The sequence below is a fragment of the Pseudomonas mendocina genome (genome assembly GCF_900636545.1).
In the GTDB taxonomy this organism is placed as follows: Bacteria; Pseudomonadota; Gammaproteobacteria; order Pseudomonadales; family Pseudomonadaceae; genus Aquipseudomonas; species Aquipseudomonas mendocina.
Map to the genome: position 1 here is coordinate 3,730,980 of NZ_LR134290.1, position 19,642 is coordinate 3,750,621.

Consider the following 19,642-nt stretch of genomic DNA (forward strand, 5'->3'; position numbering starts at 1 on the left):
CTGGCGTTTTTTATTGCCGATCTTTTTCTGCTTCGACAGAAAAACAGTTTTGTGCAATGCCGTACGCAGCCAATGCGTGCACTCGATTTGCAACGGCATGCTCATGCTGACTGACGCAATATGCGCAGCCAGCGAAAGTTCCCAACGCCTGCACTTTTCTTACAAATAACTGACAAACCTAGTCGCTCGATCGGCTCGTGCGAGCGTCTTTCGGCGAGTCAAACACAGCTCCCCTCCACAGCCAAACGCGCCTGCAGTTGCTCTGCATAGGCTCGCCACTGCTGCAAAAGTTGTAGTTGCTGGGGGTTGCAGTCAGCACGCAATTGTTCCAGCGCTGCATGAAACTGTGCCAGGGTATTGGGAGCGCCGAACTGCGGATCACTCAATCGCTGCCGACAGAAATCCACCCAGCGCTGCCCTTCGTCGGACGACAAGCTGTCGGGAAAGTTGCGCGCGCGATAACGAAACAACAACTCCGGCAGTCGCGCATCATCAAATGGCCATTTGTCATTGGCCAGCGACTGAGGCTGAGCACTACGCACCTGCTCGCACAAACGGCGATCACGATCCCCGATAAAGCCGTCGTATAGCTGCTGCTCGGGGTCGCTGCTGGCGGCGAAGGATTCTTCGCGGTAGATATCAATCAACTTGTCCTGCCACAGCGGCTGCGCACCCCTCAACATCTCGACGTTACGCTCGCAGTGCGACCAGTCCAGCTGCAGGCGCTGCCGATCCGTGTCGCGCAGCACGGACAAGGGTGCGACCACCGGACAGCGATTGATGTGCAGTAACTTCAAAGGCACCGGCACCTCGCCCTCGGCGAGGTCTTCGTGGCGCGTGTAGAGGCGACTGCGCAGCACCTCGGCATCCAGGTCCAGCAAGGGTGTTGGATCAGCTTGCAGGTCACAGACGATCAGCGCGTTGCGATTGCGTGGGTGCCATGCCAACGGCAGTACCGGCGCCAGGTAGTGACGCGCCGCCGAGAAACGTCCGGAAATGTGCAGCATCGGCTGCAGCAGGCGAATCTGATCCATGACCCGCTGCTTGCTACGCAGCTGATAGAGGAAGTCGTAGAGCCGAGGCTGCCGCTCACGCAGCAGGCGCGCCAGACCGATGGTCGCGCGCACATCGGATAACGCATCGTGCGCCTGGCCGTGATCGATGCCGTTGGCCTGGGTCAGCCGCTCCAGCTTGAGTGATACACGCCCGTCTTCCTCAGGCCACTCGATGCCCTCGGGCCTCAACGCGTAGGCCGTACGGACCAGATCGATCAGGTCCCAACGGCTGTTGCCGCCCTGCCATTCGCGCGCGTAAGGGTCGAAGAAGTTGCGATAGAGGCTGTAGCGCGTCACCTCGTCATCGAAACGCAGGCTGTTGTAGCCGGCACCGCAGGTACCGGGCGTCGACAGTGCGGCATGCACGCGGGTCATGAACTCACCCTCGTCCAGGCCCAGCTGCTGCAGGCGCTGCGGATCGATGCCGGTCACCAGGCAGGCAGCGGGATGCGGCAGGATATCGTCGCTGGGTCGACAGTAGATGTTCAGCGGCTCGCCGATCTCGTTGAGCGCCTCGTCGGTACGGATGCCCGCCACCTGCAGCGGACGATCGCAACGCGGATTGATACCGGTGGTCTCGTAGTCGTACCAGAAGATGCTGGAAGTCATTGGCGGCTCCGTACCCGAGGCAAAATTGCTGCCAGTCTATCATTCACCTCCGGCCCAGCCGCTGCCGGCAAAAGCATGAACCAGCGCACAGGCGCCGCATGAGCGGATGCACTGCACTTGAGAAAAATGCTGTAACCATTAGCATTGGCGTTCCTCTACCACTCTGTACAAGGACGCAGCCATGAGTGACGCGATCACCCCCAATCCCTATGCCGCCCCCACCAGCGACCTGCAACAGTCGCCTCAGGGCCATGCGCCGAGCGTCGAAGAGGCCCTGGCGCGCGGTTACGACTTCAGCATTGGCGACCTGCTGAGCGAGTCCTGGAGCAAGGTCAAGGGCACCAAAGGCATCATCATCGGTGGCTTCCTGGTGTTCTACGTGGTGCTTCTGGCAGCCACTTTCATCCTCGGCGGCGTAGTGGGCATCTTCGGCGCGCTGAGCGATAGCATCGCCCTGATGTTCATCGGCGAGATTCTGATTTCGCTGCTGGCCTCGGCGCTGGCCTATCCCTTCATGGCCGGCATCAACATGGTCGGTATTCGCCGTGCCGCCGACCAGCCACTGAGCTTCAACGAAATCTTCAGCCACTTCGGCCGCACCGTCCCACTGATCATCACCGCCGTGGTGATGATGCTGCTGATCTACCTCGGCATGATCCTGCTGCTGATCCCCGGCATCTACCTGGGCGTCGCCTATCTGCTGGCCGTGCCGCTGGTGGTCGAGCGCGGCCTATCGCCCTGGCAGGCGCTGGAAGCCTCGCGCAAGGCCATCACCCAACACTGGTTCAAGGTCTTCGGTCTGTTCATCGTGCTCGGTCTGATCGTCATGGTCAGCGCCATCCCGCTGGGTATCGGCCTGGTGTGGAGCATCCCGCTGATGGTCGTGGCCATGGGCGTGCTGTATCGCACCATCTTCGGCGTGCTGCCGGCCGCCCAGTAAGCCGACGTAACTCGGGCCAGTTCGCTGGCCCGGTTGCGCTCGTAGCCCGCTGCTCGCTAGCATCGGGCTTTCCTTGATGCAGTCCGCCGATGCCCTCACGCTCAAGCGCCAGCTTTTCATCCCCCCTGCCGCCCCTGGATACTCGCTATCAGGTCGAAACGCCGGAAGGTATCGATCTGCATCTGCGACCGGCCGGGCTGGTCCCGCGCGCCCTCGCATTCGCCATCGACCTGGCCATTCGCGGCCTGATTCTCGCCCTGATGTTCATCGTCCTCGGCCTGCTCGGTCAGTTCGGCATGGGCCTGGGCACCATCCTGCTGTTTCTCGTGACCTGGTGGTACATGGTGTTGTTCGAGGTACTCAACCAGGGCCGTTCCCCCGGCAAGCAGATGCTCGGCCTGCGCGTGGTGCACGATGACGGCACACCCATCGGCTGGGCCGCCTCGCTGACCCGCAACCTGCTGCGCTTCGTCGACATCCTGCCGTTCGGCTACACCCTGGGCATCATCAGTTGCCTGAACCATCCGGCGTTCAAGCGTCTCGGCGATATCGCCGCTGGCACACTGGTAGTCTATCGCGACGCGCCGCTGAGCAAACCGCAGCTCGCCGACGCCGAACCGCTACCTGCCCCCTTCCCGCTCAGCCTGGGCGAGCAACGCGCCATCCTCGGTTTCGCCGAACGCGGCGGCCAGTTGTCCGCCGCCCGTAGAGCGGAGTTGGCGGCGCTACTGGCCGAACCACTGCAAGTGCCTGCCGAGCAGGCCGAAGCGCGCCTCAACGGCATCGCCCGCGGCCTGCTGGGGAGTGCACCGTGAAGCAAAGCCTGTTCGAAAGTCGCCATCAGCCTGACTGGGATGCGTTCAATAGCCAGCTCGAAACTCTCGAGCGCGGCAAGGCCGAAGCGCAAACCTGCCAGAGCTTCGCCGCCCGCTATCGACAACTCTGCCAGCACCTGGCCCTGGCCCAGGCCCGCGGTTACAGCAGCCATCTGATCGATCAGTTGCAGCAGCTGGCGATGCGTGGCCACCAGCAGTTCTATCGTCATCGCAGTCACCTTGGTGCGCAGATAATCCGCTTCCTGTTCGGCGGCTTCCCGCGTCTGGTACGCAGCGAATGGCGCAGCGTATGCATTGCCAGTCTGCTGTTCTTCGGCAGCCTGGCCCTGATGGGCCTGCTGACCTATCTCTATCCCGAATTGATCTTCAGCCTGGTCAGTCCCGATCAGGTCAGCGAAATGGAGCGTATGTACGACCCTGATGCGCGCCGTCTCGGGCGTTTCAGCGAACGCGGTTCGGGCGACGACTGGGTGATGTTCGGCTTCTACATCATGAACAACATCGGCATCGCCTTTCAGACCTTCGCCAGCGGCCTGCTGCTGGGCCTTGGCAGCCTGTTCTTCCTGCTGTTCAACGGCCTGATGATTGGCGGTGTGGCGGGCCACCTGACGCGTATCGGCTACGGCGAACCCTTCTGGTCCTTCGTCATCGGTCATGGTGCCTTCGAGCTGACTGCCATCGCCCTGGCTGGCGCGGCAGGGTTCAAACTCGGTTGGGCGCTGCTTGCACCCGGCCGCCTGCCCCGCGGCGAAGCCCTGCGTCTGGCAGCCAGCAAGGCAATTCAACTGGTCTGCGGGGTGATTCTGTTCCTGCTGCTGGCTGCCTTCATCGAAGCGTTCTGGTCGTCCACCACCTTCGCCAGCCCGAACATCAAGTACATCGTCGGTGCAGGTCTCTGGGTGCTGGTACTGAGCTATCTGCTACTGGCCGGGCGGAGGCAGCATGCGCCTGACTGAAGCCAGCGTGGCCATCCGCCCGCGCAGCGCCTGGGAGGCCATCGACCTCGGCGTGCTGCTGGCCCGTCGTCATGCCGGCCTGCTGATGGCCAGCTGGGCGCTGGTCACACTGCCCCTGTTCGCCCTGCTCTGCGCCTTGCTCTGGCAGTATCCGGGCTGGGCCATCTTCCTGTTCTGGTGGCTCAAACCCGCCTATGAACGGCTGCCGCTGTACATCCTTTCGCAGGCACTGTTCGGCAACACGCCCTCGCTTAAACAATCCCTGCGTGCGCTGCCGAAACTGTTGTGGCCACAACTGCTGGCCAGCCTGACATGGCGCCGCCTCAGCCCGACGCGCAGCTTCGATCTGCCCGTGCTGCAGCTCGAAGGCCTGTCCGGCCAGGCACGCAGCCAACGCCTGGTGGTGCTCGGCCAGCGTGACAGCGGCGCCGCTACCTGGCTGACGCTGGTGGGTGTGCACCTGGAAATCGCCCTGTGGATGGGTCTGATCGCCCTGTTCTACATGATGCTGCCGCAACAGATGGAGCTGGACTGGAGCTGGGAAAGCCTGATAGCCGCAGAAAGCGGTCAGTGGCTGTGGCTGGAGCACTTGTCCAACCTGCTCTACGTGCTGCTGCTGATCCTCTGGGAACCGGTCTACGTCGCCTGCGGCTTCACCCTCTATCTCAATCGCCGTACTGCGCTGGAGGCCTGGGATATCGAGCTGACCTTCCGTCGTCTGCGCCAGCGCCTGACCGGCAGCGCCTACGCCCTGTTGCTCGGTTGCGCCGTGCTGCTGACGCAACTGCCAAGCGCTGCCTGGGCCGACACGCAACCAATCGTCAGCGAAGAGGTCGAACAGACCGACCCGCAAGGCCCCGATGCGCCTCGCATGCTCAAGCAACCGCTGACCAGCCAGGCCGCCCGCGCAAGCATCGAAGCGCTGCTCGACGAACCGCCCTTCCAGCACCGCGAAACCGTCACGCGCTGGCGTCTGGGCGAAGAGAAGCCTGCAGAAGAACCCAAACCGGAAGATGTCGAAGCCTTCCTCGACATGCTCAAGAACCTGCTCAAGCTGGGCGAGTGGTGGAAGAGCCTGGACGTCGTCGCCCAGATCTTTGAAGTGCTGCTGTGGGCGGCGCTGGCCGCACTGCTGGCTTTCGTCCTGTGGCGCTATCGCGAGTGGCTGCAGACCTTTGGCGAACGCATCGGCCTGCCGACGCGACGCCGGTCAGTAACACCGCAACAACTCTTTGGCCTGGAGCTGGCGCCAGAGACCCTGCCCGATGATGTCGCCAGCGAAGCCGAACGGCTCTGGGCCGAACAACCACGCGCGGCGCTCGGCCTGCTCTACCGTGCCCTGCTCAGTCGCCTGCTGCATGAACACCGCCTGCCGCTGAAGCAATCGCATACCGAAGGGGAAGTGCTCGGTCTGGTCGCCGGCCTCGGACAGCAGAATCTGGAAGATTACAGTCGCCAGCTCACCCTGCAGTGGCAGGCCCTGGCCTACGGTCATCGCCTACCCGCCGAGGCGCTGCGTCAGAGCTTGTGCCAGGGCTGGCGTAGCCTCTTCGGCCCGGAGCGTGCGGCATGAGTCGGCGCAGCGGATTCACCCTCGCCATGGCCCTGCTCTTGGCGGTTGGGCTGATCGCCAGTTATGTGCTGGGCAAACTCGAACCTTACGAAGATGTGATCGAGCACGGCCCTGCTCCGGAGGTTGCCAGCAGCCCCTACCTGGCCGCCGAACATTTCCTGCGTAAACAGGGCATCGCCGCCCGCCGCGCAGAAGGCCTGGACGTGCTCGACGACCTGCCCAGCGAAGGCCAGACCCTGATGCTACTGGCCGACCGCGGCAACATGACGCCGCGCCAGGTCGAGCGCGTACTGCAATGGACGGCCAATGGCGGTCATCTGCTGTTCATCGCCGAACGCCTGTGGGACGAAGAGGAAGGTAAGAGCGGCGACCTGTTGCTCGATCTGCTCGGCATCCAGCAGTACATGAGCGACGAACTGGACGATGAAGAGGCCAGCGAGGCGCCAGCAGAAAACGAGCAGGACGAAGAGCACGAGGCCTACCCGCAACTCACCAAGCTCTACCTGGAAAACGAGCAGGCGCCGGCCTATATCGCCTTCGATACCGACTTCCACCTCTACGATGCGCAAAACCGCGCGCATGCCTGGGCCAACAGCGAGGCCACCACGCACCTGCTGCAGCTCTACCACGGCGACGGCCTGATCACCGTACTGAGCGATCCGTGGATCTGGCAGAACCGCAACATCAACGAGTACGACCATGCCTGGCTGCTCTGGTACCTGAGCCAGGACAGCGCCGTGACCCTGCTCTACCACGCCGACAGCGAAGGCCTGGCGCGCCTTTTACTGCGCCATTTCCCGCTGGCCTTGCTGGTCCTGGCACTGCTGATCATCGCCGCCCTGTGGCACGTTGGCGTGCGCCACGGCCCGCTGCAGGCTCCGGCTAGCCGAGCACGCCGTCAGCTGGAAGAACATCTGCGCGGCAGCGCCGACTTCCTCCTGCGCCGCAGTGGCCAGCACAGCCTGCTCAAAGGTCTGCAGCAGGACATCAATCGCCGTGCGCGGCGCCGCTATCCAGGCTTCGAGAAGCTCGCCGTAGCCGATCAGTGGCAAGTGCTCGGTCGCCTGACCCGCCTGCCCGCCAAGGACATCAGCCAGGCCATGCGTCCATTGCCGCCGCAACGCCTGTCCGCCAGTGACTTCACCCGCCAGGTCGCCCACCTGCAAACCCTCAGGAATGCCCTATGAGCGAGATCCCCGAGAACGACACCCTGCCGGAGCAGGAAACCCCGGCCGCCGCGCCGAGTAATCCGCAGGTGCAGCAACGCCAGCGTGCCAGCCAACTGGCGCAGGCCCTGCGCGCCGAACTGCGCAAGGCCGTAATTGGCCAGAGCGCGGTGATCGATGACGTGCTCACTGCACTGATCGCCGGTGGCCACGTGCTGGTCGAAGGCGTGCCCGGCCTGGGCAAGACGCTGTTGGTACGCGCCCTGGCGCGTTGCTTCGGCGGCGAGTTCGCACGCATCCAGTTCACCCCGGACCTGATGCCCAGCGATGTCACCGGCCACGCCGTGTACGACATGCAGAGCGAGCAGTTCAAGCTGCGCAAGGGCCCGGTATTCACCAACCTGCTGCTGGCCGACGAGATCAACCGCGCACCGGCCAAGACCCAGGCTGCCCTGCTGGAAGTGATGCAGGAACGCCAGGTGACCCTGGAAGGCCGCGCCCTGGCGGTGCAGCTGCCATTCATGGTGCTGGCGACCATGAACCCGATCGAGCAGGAAGGCACCTACCCGCTGCCGGAGGCCGAGCTGGACCGTTTCATGCTCAAACTGCGCATGGACTATCCGCAGCAGGACGAAGAGCTGAACATGGTGCGTCAGGTGACCCGCTCGGCCAAGGCCGACATGCTCGAAGTCAGCCCACTGCGCACCCTGCTGCAAGCCAAGGATGTGCTGGCGCTGCAGAAGATCGCCAGCGATCTGCCCCTGGACGATCAGGTGCTCGATTACGCCGTACGCCTGGCCCGCGCCACCCGCAGCTGGCCGGGCCTGGCCATGGGCGCAGGGCCACGCGCCTCGATCGCCCTGGTACGCGGTGCCCGTGCCCGCGCGCTGCTGCGTGGCGGCGACTTCGTTGTGCCGGATGACATCAAGAGCTGCGCGCTGGCCGTGCTGCGTCATCGCGTGCGCCTGGCGCCGGAGCTGGACATCGAAGGCTTGTCGGTAGACCAGGTGCTGCAGCAACTGCTCGATCAGGTACCGGCACCGCGCCTATGAAACCTTCGCGCCTGCTCCTCGGGCTGCTCGGCGGCCTGTTCGCCGCTGCCGTGCTGCTCGGCGCCCTGCCCCTGCTCGGCATTCGCCTGGCGGACAGCCTGATGCCGCTGGCCTGGGGGCTATTGCTGGCCTTGCTGCTGATCGCCGCTGTCGATGCTTTGTGGCTGCGCCGCCAGGGCTCGCCGCGCCTGGAGCGCGTGCTGCCCGGCAACCTGCCGCTGGGACGCTGGAGCGAGGTGCAACTGATCGCCCATCACGATTTCACCCAGACACAGGAAATCGAGGTCTTCGATCATGTGCCTGAAGGCATGGCTTTCGACGCCCTGCCACAACGCATCACCCTGCACCCCGGCCAGCAGACACGCGTCAGCTATCGCCTCAAGCCACTGATCCGCGGACATTTCCATTTCGCCCTGTGCGAGCTGAAGCTACCCAGCCCGCTGCGCCTGTGGCAGGCCAAACGCCTGCTGCCGCTCGCCGACGAAAGTCGCGTCTACCCGGATTTTGCGCGTCTCTACGGCGCACAGCTCAAAGCCGTGGACGACTGGCTGAGCCAGTTGGGCGTGCGCCAGCGCCCACGCCGCGGCCTGGGCCTGGAGTTTCACCAGCTACGCGAATTTCGTGACGGCGATACCCTGCGCCAGATCGATTGGAAGGCCACCGCGCGCAAGCGCACCCCCATCGCTCGCGAATACCAGGACGAACGCGATCAGCAGATCATCTTCTTGCTCGACTGCGGCCGGCGCATGCGCAGCCAGGACGACGAGCTGTCGCACTTCGACCATGCCCTCAATGCCTGCCTGCTGCTCAGCTACGTGGCGCTGCGCCAGGGCGATGCAGTGGGCCTGGCGACCTTCGCCGGCAACCAGTCGCGCTACCTGGCACCGGTCAAGGGCCCCGCGCAACTGAACGTGCTGCTCAACGCCGTCTATGACCTCGACACCAGCCAGCAACCGGCCGATTTCAGCGCCGCTGCCGACTTGCTGCTGGCGCGTCAGCGCCGCCGCTCGCTGGTGGTACTGGTGACCAACCTGCGCGACGAGGACGATCAGGATCTGCTCGCCGCCGTACGCCGCCTGTCGCGCCAGCATCGCGTGCTGATCGCCAGCCTGCGCGAGGAGGCGCTGGACCGCCTGCGCCAGACGCCGGTAGAGCAATTCGAGCAGGCCCTCGCCTACTGCGGCACGCTCGACTACCTCAACGCTCGCGCCGAATTGCACGAACGTCTGGCCGCCCATGAAGTACCGGTGCTCGACGCCCGCCCAGGCGAACTGGGCCCAGAGCTGGTAAGCAGCTATCTGGCCTGGAAAAAGGCCGGCGCGCTCTAGAGCCTGTTCAAGGTCCGCAGCATGTCGCTCAGGCTTCGTTGAAGTCGGGCTCGGAATGCTCATTTACGCCACCTAAACTGCGCTTCTTCGCCCCACTTCGCCTCGCCTGGCTCCAGCCCGCGAGGCGTTGCACAGATTCGTTGAGGCAACTGCTGGCCTGCACGATGGTCGAAGTCATTGCCGCAGAGGCCCTGGCTCCGGCTTTTCCACACAGATGCTGCGTGGTTATGGCCGTGGCCGGGTGCTATGATCCCGAGTCTGCGGCGCAAAGGGTACAAACTCGACGCCGCTTAGAGAGGTGCTCGCAAGGTAGCTGAGGCCGCCGTTGTGAACACCCTCCACGGGCCGCCCGTGATCGGCCTGGCGCATATCGCACACGACCTGAGTAGGAGATAGACCATGGCTTTTGAATTGCCGCCGCTGCCTTACGAAAAGAATGCTCTCGAGCCGCACATTTCCGCCGAGACCCTCGAATTCCACCACGACAAGCACCACAACACTTACGTCGTGAACCTGAACAACCTGGTGCCGGGCACCGAGTTCGAAGGCAAGAGCCTGGAAGAGATCGTCAAGACCTCCTCGGGCGGCATCTTCAACAACGCCGCTCAGGTGTGGAACCACACCTTCTACTGGAACTGCCTGTCGCCGAACGGCGGTGGCCAGCCCACTGGCGCCCTGGCTGACGCCATCAACGCTGCCTTCGGTTCCTTCGACAAGTTCAAGGAAGAGTTCAGCAAGGTCTCCATCGGCACCTTCGGTTCCGGCTGGGGCTGGCTGGTGAAGAAGGCTGACGGTTCCCTGGCCCTGGCCAGCACCATCGGCGCCGGCTGCCCGCTGACCAGCGGCGACACTCCGCTGCTGACCTGCGACGTCTGGGAACACGCCTACTACATCGACTACCGCAACCTGCGTCCGAAGTACGTAGAGGCGTTCTGGAACCTGGTCAACTGGGACTTCGTCGCTCAGAACTACGCGGCCTGAATCTCAGCCCCGTAATGCGAAAACCCGGCCCTTGTGGCCGGGTTTTTCATTTCCAGGTCCGGCTCGCCCAGCTAGAGCAATCTGCGCGGTGAGAACGCTACCCCTTGCGCCTCTACACGGCTGACCGCCTGGCTCAGCACACGGTCGGCACGCACCGGACCGAGAAACTCGCAAAGACCGATATAGAGCAGGTTCAGCAACTTGCGCAGCTGCTCCAGCCCGAGGTTGGCGACACCATCGCCACCGCCCTGCTCGAACCAGAGGCGCAAGCGTGTCGACAGCTCTGAACTCACCCCCATGCCGGACAGGTTGCCGGCAGCAAAACGCCTTAGTGCCGCCTGCTGCGTTCCATCGAGTTGCTCCAACAACGCCTGGTTCAGGGCCAGGAAAGTCGTTTGCGCGGCGCTATCAGGAGTCGCCACTTGCCTTACGGCCTCATTGCGCCCCAGTCGCCAGGCGGCCAGTTGCTCCTCCGGGTCAGGCAACAGTTGAGAGGGTGGCCCCGTCAGGGCGCCGACCAACTCACGATACAGGCGCGCACGCTCGACCTTGCGCTCGGTTCGTAGCACGACCTCAGCGAGGAACTCATTGAGGGCGAAAGGTGGTTGCTCCGCATATTTGCTCTCCCACAGCGCCAGCAACGGCCACACCTCTTCATCCGAGAAATGCCCGGCCAGACCGGTGTAGATCGCGCGACGTCGAAGGCTCAATCTCATCCTCAGCCCCTCCTCGACCATTGTTCACTGTCGAAGGTCTGCGTCAGATTGAATTCCGGATAGCCCACCTCAGCATGCTCGGCGAAATCCAGCCCGCGCTGTTCATGTTGCGTCGGAACCCTCAGCCCGATGGTCCTGGCCAACAGGAAGTAGAACACCAGGGCAAGGGGGAACGCCCAGAGGAAGGCCGCAACAGCGCCCAATGCCTGCACCGCGACACGCTCCCAGTTGAACAGGTCACCCTGATAAAACAGCCCGGCCGCCAGCGTGCCCCAGACGCCGGCAAAGCCATGCACGGGAATCGCACCGACGACATCGTCTAGACGCAGGTAATCGAGCAGGCGCATGCCATACACCACGATGAAACCGGCGATAAGGCCGCTGAGCAGGGCGAACCCAGGCGCCATACTGGCGCAACCGGCCGTGATGCCGACCAGCCCGCCAATCGAGCCGTTCACCGTGGTGGTCAGCAACACCGGGCTGGCCGTGCTGCGCTGCGCCAGCAACGCACCGAGCGCTCCGGCGACCGCAGCCAGATGGGTGTTCAGAGCGATAAGTCCGAGGCTGCTGCTGACCTCCAGGTTGCTACCGGCGTTGAAACCGAACCAGCCGACCCAGAGGATGAAACCGCCCAACGCCACCAAGCCAAGGTTGTGCCCCGGAATCAAGCGCGCCGAACCATCAGGCGCGAAGCGACCAAGACGCGGACCGAGCACCAGGATACCCGCCAGTGCGCACCAGGCGCCGATGCTGTGCACCACGGTCGAGCCGGCGAAATCGACGAAGCCAAGTCTGGCCAGCCAGCCCTGGCCACCATACAGGCCGCCCCACACCCAGCTGCCGAATATCGGATAGATCACGCCACTGATCAGCACCGCGCCGATCAGGTAGGCGCCATAACGCGTGCGTTCGGCCATGGCGCCGCTGGCGATGGTCGCAGCCGTGGCGGCGAACATCATCTGAAACAGCAGGAAGGTGTAGTCCCAGGGCTCGCCTTCATTGAGCGCAAAATGGCTCATGCCGTACCAACCCGTTAGGTTGGCACCGAACATCAGACCGAAGCCCAGCAGCCAGAACACGATGCCGCCGACGCAACAGTCCATGTAGTTCTTCATCATCACGTTGACGGCGTTCTTGGCCCGCGCCATGCCGCTCTCCAGCAGCGCGAAGCCTGCCTGCATGAAGAACACCAGCACGCTGGCTAGTACCAGCCAGGCCGTATTGGCGGCCTCCTCACTGGCTGCATGGGCCTGCGGGGCAAAGCTGACAGCGACGAGCAACAGCATGAGCGTTTTCATCACGAATCCCCTCCTGGTCGATGCCCTGCCTTCGCAACTCTTGTGCCAGTAGCCAAGCAGAGTGCTGGCGACGCGCCATGAGGCGTAACCACGGCGAATTACCAAATGACCAAAGGCGCTCAAGTCCGGCGCAGCCGCACCGACACAGAGCAGTGGAGCGGTGCTTCAGCGCCGACTCGCACCAGGAGCGTTCCTTGTGGGATAAATAGTGCCACCAGGCATGATGGCCCTTTGACGGCCAGGGCTAGATTGCCAATACTCTCGTCTGACTGACGCTGTAAGCATCGACATAAGGAATTGCCTTTGAAGCTGGAATTGAAAAACAGCTTGTCACTCAAGTTGCTCCGCGTGGTGCTGCTGTCAGCATTCGTCGTAGGGGTGGTATTGAGTTGCGCGCAGATTGTCTTCGACGCCTACAAGACCCGTCAGGCCGTGGCCAATGACGCCCATCGCATTCTCGGCATGTTCCGCGACCCTTCGACTCAGGCGGTGTACAGCCTGGATCGGGAAATGGGCATGCAGGTGATCGAGGGGCTGTTCCAGCACGAGTCGGTGCGCTATGCGTCCATTGGTCACCCCAACGAGCCGATGCTCGCAGAGCGTTCGCGCGATCTGGCGCAAATGCCCACGCGCTGGCTGACCGACCCGATCCTCGGTCAGGAGCAGCTATTCTCGACCAAGCTGGTCGGCCGTGGCCCTTACAGCGAATACTACGGCGACCTCAACATCACCCTCGATACGGCGCCCTATGGCGAGAGCTTCGTCACCAACTCGGTGATCATCTTCATATCTGGCGTACTGCGCGCCATGGCCATGGGCCTGGTGCTCTATCTGGTCTACCACTGGCTGCTGACCAAACCACTATCGAAGATCATCGAACACCTCACCAACATCAATCCCGATCGCCCCAGCGAACACAAGCTGCCCATGCTCAAGGGTAACGAGAAGAACGAGCTGGGTCTTTGGATCAACACCGCCAATCAGTTGCTGGCCTCCATCGAACGCAACACCCACCTGCGCCGTGAAGCCGAGAACAGCCTGCTACGCATGGCTCAGTACGACTTCCTCACCGGCCTGCCCAACCGCCAGCAACTGCAGCAGCAGCTCGACCAGATTCTCGAAGATGCCGGCCGCCTGCAGCGCCGCGTCGCCGTGCTCTGCGTCGGCCTCGACGACTTCAAGGGCATCAACGAGCAATTCAGCTACCAGAGCGGCGACCAGTTGCTGCTCGCCCTCTCCGATCGCTTGCGCAGCCACAGCGGGCGTCTCGGCGCGCTGGCCCGCCTGGGCGGCGACCAGTTCGCCCTGGTGCAGGCCGACATCGAGCAGCCCTACGAAGCCGCCGAGCTGGCGCAGAGCGTGCTCGACGACCTGGAACTGCCCTTCCTGCTCGACCAGCATGAAGTGCGCCTGCGCGCCACCATCGGCATCACCCTGTTCCCGGAAGACGGCGACAGCACCGAGAAGCTGCTGCAAAAAGCCGAACAGACCATGACCCTGGCCAAGAGTCGCTCGCGCAACCGCTACCAGTTCTACATTGCCAGCGTCGACAGCGAGATGCGCCGCCGCCGTGAGCTGGAGAAGGACCTGCGTGACGCCCTGGCGCAGAACCAGCTGCATCTGGTCTACCAGCCGCAGGTGGATTATCGCGACCACCGCGTGGTCGGCGTCGAAGCGCTGCTGCGCTGGCAGCACCCGCAACATGGCTTCGTCGCACCGGACCTGTTCATCCCGCTGGCCGAGCAGAACGGCACCATCATCCCCATCGGTGAGTGGATTCTCGACCAGACCTGCCGCCAGTTGCGCGAATGGCATGACCAGGGCTTCAGCGACCTGCGCATGGCCATCAACCTGTCCACCGTACAGCTGCACCACTCCGAGCTGCCGCGCGTAGTCAACAACCTGATGCAGGTCTACCGCCTACCGCCAAAGAGCCTGGAACTGGAAGTCACTGAAACCGGCCTGATGGAAGACATCAGCACCGCCGCCCAGCACCTGCTCAGCCTGCGCCGCTCCGGTGCGCTGATCGCCATCGACGACTTCGGTACCGGCTATTCCTCGCTGAGCTATCTGAAGAGCCTGCCGCTGGACAAGATCAAGATCGACAAGAGCTTCGTGCAGGACCTGCTCGAAGACGAGGACGACGCGACCATCGTTCGCGCCATCATCCAGTTGGGCAAGAGTCTGGGCATGCAGGTCATCGCCGAGGGCGTGGAAACCGCCGAACAGGAGGCCTACATCATTGCCCAGGGCTGCCACGAGGGTCAGGGCTACCTGTACAGCAAGCCGCTGCCAGCGCGTGAGCTGACCCTGTTCCTCAAGCAGGCAAGGCGCCTGAGCTCAGCTGCGACACTCTGACCTGCGCAAACAAAAACGCCGCGACGAATCGCGGCGTTTTTGTTTGCGTGTGCCGAAGGCCAACACCTCACCAGTGCTGCACACCCAGCAACCAGGCCGTGGCCAAGGCGCCTGCCAGGCACAACACGGCGCCACCGGCCGCCTGCCAATAGAAACTGCCGGCCAATTCATCCTCCCCGCTGTTGGAGAGAATGAACGGCTGGCGCTCACCGGGCTTGGCCATCTGATGCCGCGCAGGCTCGGAGGCTTTCTGCCGGTGCCGGTCCTCGGCCTCCAGTTGCGCAGCCAGGCGTACGCGATTCCATTCCTGCTCATCGAGCTCACCGTTGCCGTCGCTGTCGAAGCGCCGCAGCAGACCGGCATAGTCGCCCTTCCATTCGCGGATCACTTCACCCTGGGCAGCATGCCTGTCGAATCCCTGCTGAGCTGCGCCACGGGTGCGAAAATCACCGATGGCGTAGAGCGGCTGGCCAACGTGAAAGCGCTCCTCGCTGTAGCGATAGCGCTGGCCACTGGTGAGAAAACCGAACAGCCCGGTCTTGGCCGGCCCTAGCGGGTGACGCAGATTGCCCTCCCACACCTCGCGCACCGCCGCGCTGATCTCGGCACCGCGCGGATCGATCAGGCATTCGCCGGTGCCGTCGACCAGGCGCAGCCAGGCGTCACTGGCACCACTCTCGATAACTCGCCAACTGCGCTTCTTGCCGCTGGAGCGGTATTCCTCGATGCGAAAGCGCCACCACAGGCATGGTTTGCCGGTGAGCGGCCCACGAATCTCCATGTCAGGCAGCGCTTCGAGTACACCATAGAGTTCGACATAACCCTGCGCCGCAGAACGGATCTTCGAGGTGGGAGTATCGAGCAGATGACGTGCCTGCGACCAACGCCGCAGGCACCACCAGGCGCCGCCCAGGCATGCGCTGAGGGTCAGCGTCAGGGTGAAGAAGAAGCCGAAAGGGTCCGCCTGCATCATCGGCTGATGCTCAATTGAATAGCGACTTCATATCTACATCGGCTTTTTCCGCATCGCTGAACACCAGCAATTCGGCAGCCGGGAAGTTGAACATGCGCGCGATGATCACGTCGGGGAACTGCTCGATACGCACATTGCTGAGGTTGACCGCCTCGTTATAGAGCTCGCGGCGATCGGCGATGCCGTTTTCCAATCCGCTGATGCGCTGCTGCAGGTGCTGAAAGCTGTCGTTGGCTTTCAGCTCAGGGTAGTTCTCGGCGAGTGCGAACAGCTGGCCGAGGCCGGCACGCAGGCCACTCTCGGCCTTGCCCAGGGCACTGACATCCTGCTGCTCGCGGGCGCTGGCCACAGCGCTACGTGCGGCGATGACCCGCTCCAGAGTCGAGCCTTCGTACTGCATGTATTGCTTGCAGGTTTCCACCAGCTTGGGCAATTCGTCATGACGCTGCTTGAGCAGCACGTCGATGTTCGACCAGGCCTTGCTCACTCCATGCTTGAGGCGCACTAGGCCGTTGTAGAGGGACACCGCGTAGGCGCCGAGCAGGACGAGGACGACGATAACGATCACAGCGGTCAGGCTCATGCAGTTTTCTCCATGCAGAACTGCGTATCAGGTGCTGGCATTCTAGCGGCAGCGATGGCCTTGGGCAGCGATATCCTGCACAAGGATGAATAATGGCCTTTACACATAATGCGAAACATTTGCATTATGTTGCGGTTTTTCAGGTACCCCTGCGTACCGTCCACATTCGTACATGCAAAGGACTCCGCCATGATTCGTATGCCCCTGGCCTCCGCCAGCCTGCTGGCCATCGCCATTTCTCTCGCTGGCTGCGGCGAAGACAAAGCCCCTGCCACCCAGGCTGCAGCGCCTGCCGCCGCCACCGAGAGCGCGGCTCCAGCCACCGCGGCTAAGGTCGACGAGGCAGCGGCGAAGGCCGTGGTCAATCATTACGCCGATCTCGCCCTGGCCGTGTTCAGCGACGCCGCGAGCACCGGCAAGGCACTGCAGGCTGCAGTCGATGCGCTGCTCGCCGATCCGAGCGAAGCGACCCTGAAAGCCGCCCGTGAAGCCTGGCTGGCCGCGCGCGTGCCGTACATGCAGACCGAAGTGTTCCGCTTCGGTAACCCGGTAGTCGACGAGTGGGAAGGCCAGCTCAATGCCTGGCCGCTGGACGAAGGCCTGATCGACTATGTCGCCGACGATTACCAGCACGCGCTGGGCAACCCGGGCGCGCAGGCCAACATCATCGCCAACACCGAGATTCAGGTCGGTGAAGACAAGATCGATGTCAGCGAGATCACCGGCGAGCTGCTGGCCAGCCTGAACGAACTGGGCGGTTCCGAAGCCAACGTCGCCACTGGCTACCACGCCATCGAATTCCTCCTCTGGGGCCAGGACCTGAACGGCACCAACCCTGGCGCCGGCGAGCGCCCCTACACCGACTACCTGGTCGGCGAAGGCGCCACCGGTGGTCACAACGAGCGTCGTCGCACTTACCTGAAAGCCGCCACCGACCTGCTGGTCAGCGATCTGGATGAAATGGTCGAACAGTGGAAAGACGGCGTGGAAGGCAACTACCGCAGCGAGCTGGTCGCCGATTCCGCCGAGAACGGCCTGCGCAAGATGCTGTTCGGCATGGGCAGCCTGTCCCTCGGCGAGCTGGCTGGCGAGCGCATGAAAGTGGCGCTGGAAGCCAACTCCACCGAAGACGAGCACGATTGCTTCAGCGACAACACCCACAACTCGCACTTCTACAACGGCAAAGGCATTCGCAACGTTTACCTGGGCGAATACAAGAAAGCCGACGGCACCACCCTGACCGGCCCGAGCCTGTCCGAGCTGGTCGCCAAGGCCGACGCCCAGGCCGATGCCACGCTCAAGGCCGACCTGCAGGAAACCGAAGCCAAACTGCAGGCCCTGGTCGACAGCGCCGAGAAGAACAACGTGCACTTCGACCAGCTGATCGCAGCGGAAAACGCCGAAGGCCAGCAACTTGTTCGTGACGCCATCGCAGCCCTGGTCAAGCAGACCGGCGCCATCGAGCAGGCAGCGGGCAAGCTGGGCATCAGCGACCTGAACCCGGACACCGCCGATCACGAATTCTGATCGGACAGCGGGTTGAAAAGCCGGCGCCTCCGCAAGGAGCGCCGGCTTTTTTATGCTGACTGTCACCGTTCGCCAGGGGGCGCGCCCTCAGCCACAATCCGTGCCACGGCGCTACGATATTCGCCAGGGCTGACGCCATAGACCTGCTTGAACTGTCGTGACAGGTGGCTCTGGTCGGCAAAACCCAGCTGCGTCGCCACGGTGACCGCCGTGCAGCCGGTCTTGAGCAACGCCCGCGCCTGTTCCAGACGACGCTGCTTGAGCCAGGCGTGCGGCGGCAGACCGGTCGCACGGCGAAACACCCGGGCGAAGTGGAAAGGTGAAAGGTTGACCGCAGCCGCCAGCTCTTCCAGGGACGGCGGCTCGATCAGGCGGTCGGCGAGCATCTGCTTGGCACAGGCTACGGCCCAGGGCTCACGTCCGGGCGCAGCTGGCTCGGCAAGCCTGGCGTGACGCTGGAACAGCAGCAGAATCGCCTCGCGCCAGGCCAGTTGCTGCTGCAGTGCTTCGGCGCCGCCGTCGAGCAGGCGATGCAGTTGCAGGAAGGCGCTGTGCAACTGCGGATCATGCAGCACGCTGAAGGAAAACGACGGCATGCCCGTCTTAGCCAGGCCCAGTTCCTGCAGCGCCCCCAGCACCTGATCGTTACCCGGATAGAAGCCGCGATAGCGCCAGCCATCCTCGTGCGCCTTGGAACCGGTGTGCACTTCGTCCGGGTTGATCAGCACCATGCTGCCCTGTGGCGCCAGGTGGTCGCTGCCACGGTGGTGAAAACGCTGCGCACCGTGCTCGATCACGGTGAAGACGAAGCCCTCATGGACATGAGGCGCGAAGCGTTGTTCGAGGTAGCGAGCCTGCAACAGCTCGACTCCGCTCAACGCGGATGCCTGCCAGAAGCGGGTCTGCTCGCGGGCTTGCATGCAGCTCAGGCGCCGAAGCCCGCCTCCATCGCCTCTCGCAGCGCCGGCCACTCCAGATCGGTGATGCTGTACAGCACGGTATCGTCGAGACGGCCATCGGCCAGCCGGCGATGGTTGCGCAGCAATCCCTCACGGACAGCACCCAGTTTCTCGATGGCACGTTGCGAGCGCTGGTTGCTGGCAGCGGTTTTCAGCTGCACACGGACCATGCCCCAGTTGTCGAAGGCGTGCCTGAGCATCAGGTACTTGATGGTGGTGTTCAGGCCGCTGCCATACTGATTGCGGTCGAGCCAGGTCCAGCCGATTTCGCAGGCCGGCAGGGTGTTCATGAAATCGGCGAAACGGGTGGTGCCCACCAACTCGTCACCCAGGCGAATGACGAACGGCAGTGCGCGCTGCTCGCGCAGATCGGCCAGGGCGCTGCGGTACCAGTCCAGCCGCTGGGTACCGCTCATGTACAGCAGCTCTTCGCGATTGGCCTCGGCCAACGCTACCAACGCCGGGATATCCGCATCGGAGAGCGGTTCCAGGCGCAAAGCGCCACGTTGCAAAGTCACCAGCTGCGGCTTGAACATAGAGGCTTCCTCGGGTCCGTCCTTGGGCAGAATCGCAAACCGACCAAGCTATCAGGCCCTGCGCTGCTGCACAATCGAGCCCCGTCGCAAAGCACACCTGCTTGGCTGCGACCTTGGTCGCAGCCGACAGCGTCCGGCTTTGTGCAACACTGATCAACATCGTTTCGTCCTGTTTCGTTCCACTGCGTGTTTCGGA

Annotated in this window: 17 protein-coding genes; 10 read left to right on the forward strand and 7 right to left on the reverse strand. The window is 63.3% G+C overall.

What is annotated here, in order from left to right; all coding sequences use genetic code 11:
* Nucleotides 1-218: 218 nt before the first annotated feature.
* Nucleotides 219-1,664: an exodeoxyribonuclease I gene (gene sbcB / locus EL191_RS17360; RefSeq protein ID WP_041979754.1), complete on the reverse strand. Its 1,446-nt coding sequence runs from the start codon at nucleotides 1,662-1,664 to the stop codon at nucleotides 219-221.
* A gap of 181 nt (nucleotides 1,665-1,845) precedes the next feature.
* Here sbcB and EL191_RS17365 point away from each other — a divergent pair, with 181 nt between their 5' ends.
* The 8 genes from EL191_RS17365 to EL191_RS17400 all read left to right on the forward strand — a co-directional run bounded on the left by EL191_RS17365 (nucleotide 1,846) and on the right by EL191_RS17400 (nucleotide 10,496).
* The gene (locus EL191_RS17365; protein ID WP_041979752.1) at nucleotides 1,846-2,604 is read left to right on the forward strand and encodes an integral membrane protein; all 759 of its coding nucleotides are present in this window, start codon (nucleotides 1,846-1,848) and stop codon (nucleotides 2,602-2,604) included.
* 89 nt (nucleotides 2,605-2,693) lie between these two features.
* Nucleotides 2,694-3,419: an RDD family protein gene (locus EL191_RS17370; RefSeq protein ID WP_013716734.1), complete on the forward strand. Its 726-nt coding sequence runs from the start codon at nucleotides 2,694-2,696 to the stop codon at nucleotides 3,417-3,419.
* Nucleotides 3,416-4,396 (forward strand): stage II sporulation protein M, encoded by a 981-nt coding sequence (locus EL191_RS17375; RefSeq protein ID WP_013716735.1) that lies wholly within the window; start codon nucleotides 3,416-3,418, stop codon nucleotides 4,394-4,396. The genes EL191_RS17370 and EL191_RS17375 overlap by 4 nt, the downstream gene beginning before the upstream one ends.
* Nucleotides 4,383-5,969, forward strand: a complete 1,587-nt coding sequence (locus EL191_RS17380; RefSeq protein WP_041979751.1) for a DUF4129 domain-containing protein — start codon at nucleotides 4,383-4,385, stop codon at nucleotides 5,967-5,969. Before EL191_RS17375 ends, EL191_RS17380 begins: the two co-directional genes overlap by 14 nt.
* Nucleotides 5,966-7,156, forward strand: coding sequence for a DUF4350 domain-containing protein (locus tag EL191_RS17385; RefSeq protein ID WP_041979750.1), 1,191 nt, complete (start codon nucleotides 5,966-5,968; stop codon nucleotides 7,154-7,156). Before EL191_RS17380 ends, EL191_RS17385 begins: the two co-directional genes overlap by 4 nt.
* On the forward strand, nucleotides 7,153-8,187 hold the full coding sequence (locus EL191_RS17390; protein ID WP_013716738.1) for an AAA family ATPase: 1,035 nt from the start codon (nucleotides 7,153-7,155) through the stop codon (nucleotides 8,185-8,187). Before EL191_RS17385 ends, EL191_RS17390 begins: the two co-directional genes overlap by 4 nt.
* Entirely contained in the window at nucleotides 8,184-9,515 is a 1,332-nt protein-coding gene (locus tag EL191_RS17395; RefSeq protein WP_041979749.1) for a DUF58 domain-containing protein, read from the forward strand. Before EL191_RS17390 ends, EL191_RS17395 begins: the two co-directional genes overlap by 4 nt.
* 399 nt (nucleotides 9,516-9,914) lie before the next feature.
* Nucleotides 9,915-10,496 carry a superoxide dismutase gene (locus EL191_RS17400; RefSeq protein WP_003462535.1) on the forward strand — a complete coding sequence of 194 codons (582 nt, stop codon included), beginning with the start codon at nucleotides 9,915-9,917 and terminating at the stop codon, nucleotides 10,494-10,496.
* 71 nt (nucleotides 10,497-10,567) lie between these two features.
* On the opposite strand, the gene EL191_RS17405 is transcribed toward EL191_RS17400, so the two are convergent.
* Both EL191_RS17405 and EL191_RS17410 read right to left on the reverse strand, forming a co-directional pair.
* A complete protein-coding gene (locus EL191_RS17405) occupies nucleotides 10,568-11,212 on the reverse strand; it encodes a hypothetical protein (RefSeq protein WP_041979748.1) in 645 nt (214 codons plus the stop codon).
* Nucleotides 11,213-11,214: 2 nt separating this feature from the next.
* On the reverse strand, nucleotides 11,215-12,510 hold the full coding sequence (locus EL191_RS17410; protein ID WP_052435036.1) for an ammonium transporter: 1,296 nt from the start codon (nucleotides 12,508-12,510) through the stop codon (nucleotides 11,215-11,217).
* 303 nt (nucleotides 12,511-12,813) lie between these two features.
* Between EL191_RS17410 and EL191_RS17415 the strand changes: the two genes are divergently transcribed.
* A complete protein-coding gene (locus EL191_RS17415; protein WP_017362763.1) occupies nucleotides 12,814-14,868 on the forward strand; it encodes a putative bifunctional diguanylate cyclase/phosphodiesterase in 2,055 nt (684 codons plus the stop codon).
* Nucleotides 14,869-14,935: 67 nt separating this feature from the next.
* On the opposite strand, the gene EL191_RS17420 is transcribed toward EL191_RS17415, so the two are convergent.
* Both EL191_RS17420 and EL191_RS17425 read right to left on the reverse strand, forming a co-directional pair.
* Entirely contained in the window at nucleotides 14,936-15,841 is a 906-nt protein-coding gene (locus EL191_RS17420) for a GIDE domain-containing protein (RefSeq protein WP_041979747.1), read from the reverse strand.
* Nucleotides 15,842-15,851: 10 nt separating this feature from the next.
* Entirely contained in the window at nucleotides 15,852-16,424 is a 573-nt protein-coding gene (locus tag EL191_RS17425) for a LemA family protein (protein WP_041979745.1), read from the reverse strand.
* A gap of 189 nt (nucleotides 16,425-16,613) precedes the next feature.
* Between EL191_RS17425 and EL191_RS17430 the strand changes: the two genes are divergently transcribed.
* Nucleotides 16,614-17,951, forward strand: a complete 1,338-nt coding sequence (locus EL191_RS17430; protein WP_041979743.1) for an imelysin family protein — start codon at nucleotides 16,614-16,616, stop codon at nucleotides 17,949-17,951.
* Between the two features lie 62 nt (nucleotides 17,952-18,013).
* Here EL191_RS17430 and EL191_RS17435 read toward each other — a convergent pair whose 3' ends face one another.
* Both EL191_RS17435 and EL191_RS17440 read right to left on the reverse strand, forming a co-directional pair.
* Nucleotides 18,014-18,871: a helix-turn-helix transcriptional regulator gene (locus EL191_RS17435; RefSeq protein WP_041979742.1), complete on the reverse strand. Its 858-nt coding sequence runs from the start codon at nucleotides 18,869-18,871 to the stop codon at nucleotides 18,014-18,016.
* A gap of 5 nt (nucleotides 18,872-18,876) precedes the next feature.
* Complete coding sequence (locus EL191_RS17440) at nucleotides 18,877-19,446, reverse strand: GNAT family N-acetyltransferase (protein ID WP_041979741.1); 570 nt, start codon at nucleotides 19,444-19,446, stop codon at nucleotides 18,877-18,879.
* Between the last annotated feature and the right edge of the window lie 196 nt (nucleotides 19,447-19,642).

What these genes read in the sequence shown, in the direction of transcription:
- sbcB (WP_041979754.1), bottom strand. Translation starts at nt 1,664, where the DNA reads ATGACTTCCAGCATCTTCTGGTACGACTACGAGACCACCGGTATCAAT.
- EL191_RS17365 (WP_041979752.1), top strand. Translation starts at nt 1,846, where the DNA reads ATGAGTGACGCGATCACCCCCAATCCCTATGCCGCCCCCACCAGCGAC.
- EL191_RS17370 (WP_013716734.1), top strand. Translation starts at nt 2,694, where the DNA reads ATGCCCTCACGCTCAAGCGCCAGCTTTTCATCCCCCCTGCCGCCCCTG.
- EL191_RS17380 (WP_041979751.1), top strand. Translation starts at nt 4,383, where the DNA reads ATGCGCCTGACTGAAGCCAGCGTGGCCATCCGCCCGCGCAGCGCCTGG.
- EL191_RS17385 (WP_041979750.1), top strand. Translation starts at nt 5,966, where the DNA reads ATGAGTCGGCGCAGCGGATTCACCCTCGCCATGGCCCTGCTCTTGGCG.
- EL191_RS17390 (WP_013716738.1), top strand. Translation starts at nt 7,153, where the DNA reads ATGAGCGAGATCCCCGAGAACGACACCCTGCCGGAGCAGGAAACCCCG.
- EL191_RS17395 (WP_041979749.1), top strand. Translation starts at nt 8,184, where the DNA reads ATGAAACCTTCGCGCCTGCTCCTCGGGCTGCTCGGCGGCCTGTTCGCC.
- EL191_RS17400 (WP_003462535.1), top strand. Translation starts at nt 9,915, where the DNA reads ATGGCTTTTGAATTGCCGCCGCTGCCTTACGAAAAGAATGCTCTCGAG.
- EL191_RS17405 (WP_041979748.1), bottom strand. Translation starts at nt 11,212, where the DNA reads ATGAGATTGAGCCTTCGACGTCGCGCGATCTACACCGGTCTGGCCGGG.
- EL191_RS17410 (WP_052435036.1), bottom strand. Translation starts at nt 12,510, where the DNA reads ATGAAAACGCTCATGCTGTTGCTCGTCGCTGTCAGCTTTGCCCCGCAG.
- EL191_RS17420 (WP_041979747.1), bottom strand. Translation starts at nt 15,841, where the DNA reads ATGATGCAGGCGGACCCTTTCGGCTTCTTCTTCACCCTGACGCTGACC.
- EL191_RS17425 (WP_041979745.1), bottom strand. Translation starts at nt 16,424, where the DNA reads ATGAGCCTGACCGCTGTGATCGTTATCGTCGTCCTCGTCCTGCTCGGC.
- EL191_RS17430 (WP_041979743.1), top strand. Translation starts at nt 16,614, where the DNA reads ATGATTCGTATGCCCCTGGCCTCCGCCAGCCTGCTGGCCATCGCCATT.
- EL191_RS17435 (WP_041979742.1), bottom strand. Translation starts at nt 18,871, where the DNA reads ATGCAAGCCCGCGAGCAGACCCGCTTCTGGCAGGCATCCGCGTTGAGC.
- EL191_RS17440 (WP_041979741.1), bottom strand. Translation starts at nt 19,446, where the DNA reads ATGTTCAAGCCGCAGCTGGTGACTTTGCAACGTGGCGCTTTGCGCCTG.